We start from the raw sequence: 8,821 nt of genomic DNA, 5'->3' as shown, positions 1-8,821 counted from the left end.
GGTTGTGGAAGGAGAAGTCTTCTCCATTCATGTTTGTACTTTTTTGGCCTTTATACGCCAGAAACCCGGCTTATGCCTGACGCATAGGCCGGGTTTCTCGACAGACTGAGAAAGGAGTCATCAGACTCCTTCCATTTCACAGTTTAGTTTTTGATAAACTATCCTTGCGTCGATAAGGCAACTTCAGAATGCAAGCTGAATGATGTCCTATCAGCAAAGAAATTTATATACCCGACAAAATGTCAACTATACAAGCGGCATCACCCACACTATAATAAAAATGAACTCAGGTTTTCGTATTTTTTGTTGTCATCGTATCACCGCCCAGGGGACAGTCTGCCTTCTGTGCCGTTATAAATGAATTGGCAACCAAGAATTGACGTGCTACCGCAGGTACACGCACGAAATTCGCATGAAATCAAGGCCCCAAGGACATAGAACTGCTGTGCAGCGCTATGTCCTTTTTGATACCCAGGGAAAGATCATTTGTGTGAGAAATCAGCAAAATAGGAACCATTGGAAACTGCTTCTGTGTAAAGCAAGTATGACCAGCTTACAGGTAGGAATTTTTAAGCCAGCCATGTGACGGATAGTCGTAAACACGAGAAAGCAAGGCGAAAACTTTTCATCTTTACAATACTTTTGGAGCCAACTACAATATACTTGAACCATGTCAGAGTAATTTTGTCAGAGTAAGCCGCCCAGGGGATAGTATGCCTTTGAGTTGCCAAAATGCCAAGAATTCATAGAAATTGGAAAGTATGCAGCATTTGAACGATGGAAACAAAGCTATTTTATGCAATGACTGAGATGGGAAGCCTGTCCTGAGAAGTCTGCTTCCTCCCTTACGAAAACCGCAAGTGTACAGATTCTCAGTTTATTATTATACTATGCTTAAATCAGGTCAGAGTATTTTTTTGAGTTAGTGTAGCCCGCCCGGGGAGCAGTCTGCCCTCCGGACCGTAAGATTTTGAAGAACGCTGAATAGCCTACCATACAGACTATCACGAATGACGGACGTAAAACTGTTTTTATGCAGTATTATGTCCGTTTTTGCGTTCAGAAGGGAAAATTTGTATGAGAAATCAGCAAAACAGGAATGATCGGAACTTGCTTCCGCGCCACAGACGGGTATCACGCACGCCAGAGCGATGCACGTCAGGAAGCCGAAACAACGCCGCACTTGCCCATTCGCAAAAGGCGGCCACGAGTGAACACTCACCGGCGCTGCCCATTCGCAGCGTTTTGGTTGAGGACGGACAGGGGAAAATCAAAAGCAATGATCTCCGGGCGTTCCGCACAGCCGGTGCGGCCGCCAAGAGGGGCCGGCTTACCCTCGCCCGTGTCCGGCAGGACGGTTTTTTCCTCGCGCAAATCGGCTGCGCTTCCGGCAGCCGACCAAGAGCGCACACGCTTCGCGTGACCGGCATTTGTCCGGCGCTGCGCTCGCCGCGTACCCATGGTGCAGCCGCTTTTGCGGCGCACGCGGCAACCAATGCTAACCCAAAATTCAACAGAGACAGAGCGAACAACTCGCCGCTCCCCTTCCCCATCCCGGCAGAAAACCACACATTTAATCAGAAAGAGCGTGATAACACGCATCTAAAATGCGCATCCTTCTGTGCGGCACGGGGAAAGCGGGCGGAAATCCATCCTTTTGCAGACGGGTGAGCTGCGCCTGTCTCCCGACGCACAAGAGGTGCAATGATGAAAACCTATGCCATTTATCAAAACCTGCTCACACAAGTCGAGCGCGTATTCCGCCACTGCCGCCAAGGCAGTATCCAGACCCGCCGTCGGTACAAAGAGGCCGTCTGCTGCTTCTGTTATTTTCTGGCGGAAGTCTGCCATGTCGAGCGCGTTGCCAACATCGCGCCTAAGCACATTTATGCGTACACGGAATTCCTTAAGGAAAACCGCCGTGTGCGTCCATCATAAAGACCAACCTCGCCGCCATCCTGTTTTTCCACGACCAGCTGCCGAGCTGCAAGCACCCCAAGCTGCCGACCAACGCGATGCTCGATCTGGAGCAGCGCTCATTCGGCAAGGTCGACCGCACATGGCGCGACGATGAGGTCAACCGCATGATAGGCAAAGCGTGGGGCGAGGGCCGCGAGGACTACGCTGCCGCGATCTGTCTGGCGCGACACTGCGGCCTGCGCATCCATGAGATCTTCCGACTGGACACCGCAACCGCCCAGCGGGCAATCAAAACCGGTCAGCTGACGATCAAAGGCAAGGGCGGCAAAATCCGCACCGTTCCCTTGCCCCGCACCGCAGAGCTTGAGCTGGAAGCCATGCTGCAGCAAACTCCACGCGGGCATAAGCTATTCGTGTCAGACGACACCCCGACCGACCTTGCCATCAACCGCTTCCAGTGCTTCCTCTACCGGCACCGTGACGCTGTGCAGATTGCTGACCGGCACCGTCCGCTAACTTGCCATGGTCTGCGCCATACATACGCGGTCGAGCAGTATTTAGCCTGCCGCAAGCAGGGGCTGGACGAGCACGCCGCCTGTCGGCATGTGTCCCGTTTTTTAGGTCATGAGCGCGAGGATGTGACGCGCATCTACCTTGCGTCTCTGCGCGTGGGAGGTGAATGATATGTCTAAACACTTCTTGCTGGACGATATTGACTGTCCGGATTTGATGACCGTTTCTGACTTACAGCACATACTCCATATTGGACGCAACACCGCATATCATTTACTTTCCAGCGGCCAAATTCAACATCTGCGCGTTGGCCGTTCGATTCGTATTCCCCGCTGCTACTTGCTTGCGTATTTACAAACCACTTGTTACAATAAGGATACCGTAACACAGCAAGCAGTCGGGAAAGGAGGCAAGGAGGCTAAATCAAATGACTGCTACGATTTATGAAAAATCCGGACACTATTATATTTTGGTGCAATGGAACGAGCATGGCAAACGCTTTCGCAAAAACTGCGCCACAGGTCTTGCTGCCACTGCCAAAAATGAACGAAAAGCAGAAAAACTCCGCCAGCAAACGCTGGTGGAGTGGGAGCAAAAAATCTGTCCAAACTACTCCGATATTTTGTTTTCCGACTATCTCCGGCTTTGGCTCGAAGAAATTGAACCTACGGTATCGCCTTCTACCTTTTATGAATACCGTCTTCAAGTCAACAACCGGATTTGTCCTTGGTTCGATGAGCGCTCCATCAAGCTGGTTGATTTGACTGCACAGGACATAGAAGCGTTTTACCGCAAAAAACTTTTTGAAGAACAGGTGAAAGCTGTAACAATCCATCGGTATCACAGCAATATTCATAAAGCGCTGCGGCGCGCTGTACAGACCGGACGGCTCCGGCAAAATCCTGCCGACAACGTTTTGATGCCGCAAAAGCAGAAATACATTGGCGCTTATTACACAGTCGAGGAACTTCGCTATCTACTCGAGCATGTACGCGGCGAATCCATCGAAGTCCCGGTCACATTAGCGGTTTGGTTGGGATTTCGTCGCGGTGAGGTCATCGGCCTGCGCTGGAGCGACGTTGACTTTGCACGCGGCACGATCTATGTGCAGGGTTCTATCTCCACACGCTGCGGCCGCAAAACCAAAAGCGCTGATGCCATTTACTACAAAGCGCCGAAAACACCCTCCAGCTATCGTGTACTTGCTCTGCCGCACGAACTAGCAACCTATTTGCACGATTTACACCGACGGCAGCAAAAGCAGCGGCTGTTGTCAGGCAGCGCCTACCATACGGAATGGAGTGATTATGTCTGCGTCGATTCGGTCGGGCAGCTGATCAAACCTGATTTGGTAACACGGAACTTTCCCCTGCTGCTTGAGCGCATCGGGCTTCGCCACATTCGTTTTCATGATTTGCGCCACTCCTGTGCGACTCTGCTGCTGGAAGAAGGCGCATCGCTCAAAGAAGTACAGGACTGGCTCGGGCACAAGAATTTTACCCTGACTGCCGACACCTATGCACATGTCACCGTGCGCGCCCGATCGAAGCTGGCAGCCACCTTATCAAATGCGATCGTCCCAAAGCCGTCTCGCGCTTCCGGAGAGAAATGACAGAAAAATGACAGAAATCTCCCATTTCTTACCTGCACCATTTTCAGCAAAACCCAAGAGAAGTTGAAAAAAACCGACCTTTTCAAAAGAAAAGGTCGGTTTAGACTCTGGTGGGAGGTGGTGGATTCGAACCACCGAAGTCATAGACGACAGATTTACAGTCTGTTCCCTTTGGCCACTCGGGAAACCTCCCATATGCAATTTTAAATCCTGCAAAGAACAGGTGGAGCTGGTGGACGGACTTGAACCCCCGACCTGCTGATTACAAATCAGCTGCTCTACCAACTGAGCTACACCAGCGTTTCGCAAGTCTTGTCTGTCTCAGCGACTTGTTTATAATAACACACTGTTCCCCATCTGTCAACACTTTTTTCGATTTTTATTTTCCGATTTTTATGTTTTTCCCGAAAGCGTCGATCGAGTCTGAAACCTGCTGCAAAACCGTCAGAAACGCGCCGGATAACTCCGGGTAGCGTTTACTAATTTCATTGGGCGAAATCGAAATGCCACGCAGCGTTTCCGATTCCAGACCAAACCCTGCTTCCCCCTTTGCCGCTGTACGAATCCGAAGTTCATGCTCTTTCATGCGTGCATCACAAAGGTATTCAAACTGCTCACGGGATGTGCGAAATACTGCCTCTACATTGGATGGGTCTGCCATATACAAATAACGATACACCTTATAAATCACAACAGACAGATACGCTTCTACTTCATGAGGCAACTGTTTGCTGCCCGCCTGCTCTGCCAAATCCATCAGTAAGGAGACCGCCTGCACCACCTGATTTTTCTCCCATCCGGTATGTACCTGCACATCCATGCGCTCCACCGGTACGGCAGAACCGTCCCGCGCCATTGACCTGCCCAGCAGATAGTCGCAGGATACCCCATAGTAATCCGCTGCACGCACGACAAACGGCAGCCCAGGCTCACGCAAGCCATTCTCATAATGACTCAAAAGCGCCTGTGACACCCCAAGGTCGCCCGCGGCTGTTCGTTGGCTTATTTTCTTTTCCCGTCGCAAAAGCGCGAGTGTACGAGAAAAATCACTGGTCATATCTCTGCTACCCCATCATAAAACTATGTCTATTATACAGCGTGTAATCGCACTTGTAAAGATTGAAAAAGTTGCATTTCCATCGTTTTTCCTTGAATTCTGCCCTCTTTTCTCTTATTACATGATTTGGTTGCCCGTTTTAGAATTTATAACTATATATGGTGGTCGTGTATTCAGCCATATAGAAAACCGCAGACGCACTTCATTCGTTAGAGGGCTGCGTTTACGCTTGACGCGCCTGTCGGCGACCGATATAATAAAAAGGAAAATAAAAAAACATGGTGCGGCGGCTTGCTCTGCTGCACCATGTATGTTTGTGCAAAAGGAGTTTCTCTATGACAGTTGAACAAATTTTGAAAATGCGTCAGGAAGCCAGCGGTCTGAACAAACTGATGCATATGCGCGTTATCACGCTGGACAAGGATGGCGGCGCAACCGTTGAGCTAGAGCTGACCGAAGAATTACTCAACCCGCTCGGTATGGCGCACGGCGGTACTATTTTTACCCTGTGTGATATTGCGGCTGGCTCAGCTGCGGCCTCACATGGACTGGTTGCCGTGACGTTGGACAGCAACATTCATTACTACCGTCCCGGACGTCTGGGCAAAACGCTCACCGCCGTCGCTTATGAGCGCAAACGCGGCAAAAAAACTGCGGTTTACATGGTCGAAGTACACGATGACGAACACAAGCATATTGCGGACGCCGTTTTCACCATGTTCTACACTGGCCAGACGTTGGAGGATATGCGGCATTGAGCGGCGTGACCCCTGCTATTGTTGCCCCGCTTCTAAACTGGTATGACCAAGGGCACCGCGATTTGCCGTGGCGCGCGCAGCCTACGCCCTATCGCGTGTGGGTCAGTGAAATCATGCTGCAACAGACGCGCGTACAGGCTGTGCTCGGTTATTTTTCCCGCTGGATGGAAACGCTGCCCGATGTGCGCTCACTCGCCGCAGCAGACGAATCCATCTACCTCAAGTTATGGGAGGGCCTTGGTTATTACAGCCGCGTGCGCAACCTGCACCGTGCTGCGGTCGAGATATGCGAGAAATACGGCGGTGAACTTCCCGCCGATTACGACGCACTGCTCTCACTTCCCGGCATCGGAGACTATACCGCCGGCGCCATCGCATCCATTGCCTGCGGCATTCCCGTTCCTGCGGTGGACGGCAACGTACTGCGCGTCGCCGCGCGGCTGGATAATGACTTCACCCCCATCACAGATGCTGCGTTCAAAAAGCGCACCCGCTCGCGTTTTGCCGCCCTAATGCCGGCTGACCGGCCGGGCGACCTCAACCAGTCGCTGATGGAACTTGGCGCAACCGTCTGCTTGCCGAACGGCACGCCTCTGTGCGGCGACTGCCCCGTGCAGCATCTCTGTCTGGGTTATCATCACGGAAACGCTGCCCTGCTGCCGCTACGCGCCGCAAAAAAAGCACGCCGCATCGAAAACCGCACTGTTCTGCTGCTGCGATATGGCCCGCTCGTCGGACTGACGCGCCGCCCCGCCTCCGGCCTGCTCGCCGGTCTGTGGGAACTGCCCGCGCTGGACGGTCATCTCTCGCCGGAAGAAGTGCGCACTGCCCTTTCTGCTCGCGGCTGGCAATTGACCAAGATACTCTCCCTGCGCCCCGCCAAACATGTGTTCACGCATGTGGAATGGCATATGAACGGCTATTATATTGAGCTGGCAAACCAACCGGAAGCACTGACCTTTGTCAGCCCGTCCGCTCTGCGCGCGGAATATGCGCTTCCCAGCGCGTTCCGTGCGTTCCTTTCTGTCATAGAGGAGGAAACATGAATCTCCAAACTGTTGTCCATACTATCCCGCCGCTGTATGATAGGCATTCGCGTGTGCTTCTGCTCGGCTCGATTCCCAGTCCGAAATCGCGTGAGGTCGGCTTTTTTTACGGTCATCCGCAAAACCGCTTCTGGCGTGTACTTGCTGCAGTGCTGGGCGAAGAGATGCCGCAGACGATTGACGAAAAGCGCGCCATGTGCCTGAAACATCATGTCGCGCTGTGGGACACAATTGCCCGCTGCGATATCGTGGGCGCGTCCGACACCAGCATCCGCAACGCTGTGCCAAATGACATCGGCAAACTGGTGCGAGAAAGCGAAATTACCCGCATTTTTGCCACCGGCGGCAAATCCGCTGAGCTGTATCGCAAGCTCATCGAGCCGCAGCTGCATATCCCAATCACACAGCTTCCCTCCACCAGTCCGGCCAATGCAGCATGGTCACTCGAACGACTGATCGAGGCCTATCGCGTGATCCTATAGAAAGAAGGCGTATTACCAACGAGTAAAGAATTATTCCCCAACGCCGCACTGAAAAAACTAATCTGGCCGCTCGTGCTGGAACAGGTGCTGTCCATCACAGTCGGTCTTGCTGACACCATCATGGTATCCTCGGTGGGAGAAGCGGCAGTATCCGGTGTGTCGCTGGTCGACATGCTGAATGTATTAATTATCAATATCTTTGCCGCGCTTGCAACCGGCGGCGCAGTCGTTGTCGCGCAGTTGCTTGGCGCGCGGCAAAACCGGCGCGCATGCAATGCCGCACGACAGCTCTATTTTGTAGTTGCCTGCATCGCGGTTGCATTAAGCGTACTGGTCATGCTGATACGCGCACCGCTGCTTCGGCTGCTGTTCGGTTCCATTGAACCCGATGTAATGGACAGTGCCCTTACCTATCTGACGGTCAGTGTATTCTCTTATCCGGTGCTTGCCATTTATAACGCCGGTGCAGCGCTGTTCCGCGCTCAAGGCAACTCCCGCATTTCCATGTTGATTGCAGGACTTATTAATGTTGTCAACCTCATCGGCAACTCTGTTTTGATTTTTGGCCTCCAACTTGGGGTTGCAGGCGCCGCTCTATCCTCGGTTTTTTCGCGCGGAGTTGCAGCCATTGTCATCACGGTACTGCTTCTGCATCCGGAACATATCGTCTGCCTGCGGCGCGGCGGTCATTTCCGTCCGGACAAAACACTCATTCGACGCATTTTGCAAATCGGCATACCCAACGGATTGGAAAACAGTCTGTTCCAGCTGGGGCGCATTCTGGTTGTCAGCATGATTGCGCTGTTCGGCACCACACAAATCGCCGCGAATGCCGTGGCAAACAACCTTGACGCGGTGGCCTGCATTCCGGGACAGGCGATGAACCTTGCTATCATCACGGTTGTCGGCCAATGTATTGGCGCAGGCGATATCGAGCAGGCGCGCCGTATGGCCAAAAAGCTGCTGAAAATCACCTATCTGATTTTTGCCGGCTGTTGTCTGGCAACCATTCTTGCCACACCGCTGGTGCTGAAAATATACAGTTTGTCGCCCGAAGCACTTGCACTCGGACAAACGCTTATCTTCATCCATAACTTCTGTGCCATGCTCTTCTGGCCGCTGTCCTTCACGATGCCGAACGTGTTGCGTGCGGCAAACGATGTGCGCTATCCTATGGTGTGCTCTATCTTATCCATGATGCTGCTGCGGCTTGGCACTGGCTACGTACTTGCCGTTCTGTTTCAGATGGGCGCTATCGGCATCTGGATTGCGATGGTTGGCGACTGGCTGTGCCGTGGCATCCTGTTTACGCTGCGCTTTGCCAGCGGACGCTGGCTGCGCTTTGTTCCGGGCTTCCAGCTGGTTGCGCAAGGAGAAAAACGATAGCCGTATGACAAAAAAAGGAGAACCTTTCGGTTCTCCTTTTTCTTTTG

The 8,821-nt window shown here is 52.5% G+C and carries 10 protein-coding genes and 2 tRNA genes; 8 read left to right on the top strand and 4 right to left on the bottom strand.

From position 1 onward, the window contains the following. Window positions 1-1,218: 1,218 nt before the first annotated feature. A complete protein-coding gene (locus ACTQ34_RS12285; RefSeq protein ID WP_441364075.1) occupies window positions 1,219-1,602 on the bottom strand; it encodes a hypothetical protein in 384 nt (127 codons plus the stop codon). A gap of 105 nt (window positions 1,603-1,707) precedes the next feature. On the opposite strand from ACTQ34_RS12285, the gene ACTQ34_RS12280 reads away from it, so the two are divergent. The 4 genes from ACTQ34_RS12280 (at window position 1,708) to ACTQ34_RS12265 (ending at window position 4,045) form a co-directional block, all read left to right on the top strand. Further along, the gene (locus ACTQ34_RS12280; RefSeq protein ID WP_441364074.1) at window positions 1,708-1,938 is read left to right on the top strand and encodes a hypothetical protein; all 231 of its coding nucleotides are present in this window, start codon (window positions 1,708-1,710) and stop codon (window positions 1,936-1,938) included. A gap of 77 nt (window positions 1,939-2,015) precedes the next feature. Then, the gene (locus ACTQ34_RS12275) at window positions 2,016-2,603 is read left to right on the top strand and encodes a tyrosine-type recombinase/integrase (protein ID WP_441364073.1); all 588 of its coding nucleotides are present in this window, start codon (window positions 2,016-2,018) and stop codon (window positions 2,601-2,603) included. Between the two features lies 1 nt (window position 2,604). After that, complete coding sequence (locus ACTQ34_RS12270; RefSeq protein ID WP_125116510.1) at window positions 2,605-2,880, top strand: helix-turn-helix domain-containing protein; 276 nt, start codon at window positions 2,605-2,607, stop codon at window positions 2,878-2,880. Continuing rightward, window positions 2,861-4,045 carry a tyrosine-type recombinase/integrase gene (locus ACTQ34_RS12265; protein ID WP_441364072.1) on the top strand — a complete coding sequence of 395 codons (1,185 nt, stop codon included), beginning with the start codon at window positions 2,861-2,863 and terminating at the stop codon, window positions 4,043-4,045. The genes ACTQ34_RS12270 and ACTQ34_RS12265 overlap by 20 nt, the downstream gene beginning before the upstream one ends. A 108-nt stretch (window positions 4,046-4,153) precedes the next feature. Here ACTQ34_RS12265 and ACTQ34_RS12260 read toward each other — a convergent pair. The 3 genes from ACTQ34_RS12260 to ACTQ34_RS12250 form a co-directional block, all read right to left on the bottom strand. Continuing rightward, a tRNA-Tyr gene (locus ACTQ34_RS12260) sits at window positions 4,154-4,238 on the bottom strand. Between the two features lie 31 nt (window positions 4,239-4,269). Beyond that, window positions 4,270-4,345 (bottom strand) — tRNA-Thr (locus ACTQ34_RS12255). Between the two features lie 79 nt (window positions 4,346-4,424). Then, window positions 4,425-5,102, bottom strand: a complete 678-nt coding sequence (locus ACTQ34_RS12250; RefSeq protein ID WP_441364071.1) for a helix-turn-helix domain-containing protein — start codon at window positions 5,100-5,102, stop codon at window positions 4,425-4,427. Between the two features lie 335 nt (window positions 5,103-5,437). On the opposite strand from ACTQ34_RS12250, the gene ACTQ34_RS12245 reads away from it, so the two are divergent. The 4 genes from ACTQ34_RS12245 to ACTQ34_RS12230 all read left to right on the top strand — a co-directional run bounded on the left by ACTQ34_RS12245 (window position 5,438) and on the right by ACTQ34_RS12230 (window position 8,774). Further along, window positions 5,438-5,860: a PaaI family thioesterase gene (locus ACTQ34_RS12245; RefSeq protein ID WP_373166566.1), complete on the top strand. Its 423-nt coding sequence runs from the start codon at window positions 5,438-5,440 to the stop codon at window positions 5,858-5,860. Window positions 5,861-5,865: 5 nt separating this feature from the next. Then, entirely contained in the window at window positions 5,866-6,906 is a 1,041-nt protein-coding gene (gene mutY / locus ACTQ34_RS12240; protein WP_441364077.1) for an A/G-specific adenine glycosylase, read from the top strand. After that, window positions 6,903-7,388, top strand: a complete 486-nt coding sequence (locus ACTQ34_RS12235) for a DNA-deoxyinosine glycosylase (protein WP_441364070.1) — start codon at window positions 6,903-6,905, stop codon at window positions 7,386-7,388. Before mutY ends, ACTQ34_RS12235 begins: the two co-directional genes overlap by 4 nt. A 72-nt stretch (window positions 7,389-7,460) precedes the next feature. Beyond that, window positions 7,461-8,774, top strand: coding sequence for an MATE family efflux transporter (locus ACTQ34_RS12230; RefSeq protein ID WP_441364069.1), 1,314 nt, complete (start codon window positions 7,461-7,463; stop codon window positions 8,772-8,774). Window positions 8,775-8,821 lie beyond the last annotated feature (47 nt).

This window comes from Agathobaculum sp. LCP25S3_E8 (genome assembly GCF_052117165.1).
Taxonomy (GTDB): domain Bacteria; phylum Bacillota; class Clostridia; order Oscillospirales; family Butyricicoccaceae; genus Agathobaculum.
The sequence above is the reverse complement of the archived record's forward strand: the minus strand, read 5'-3'. Positions and strand labels throughout refer to the sequence as shown.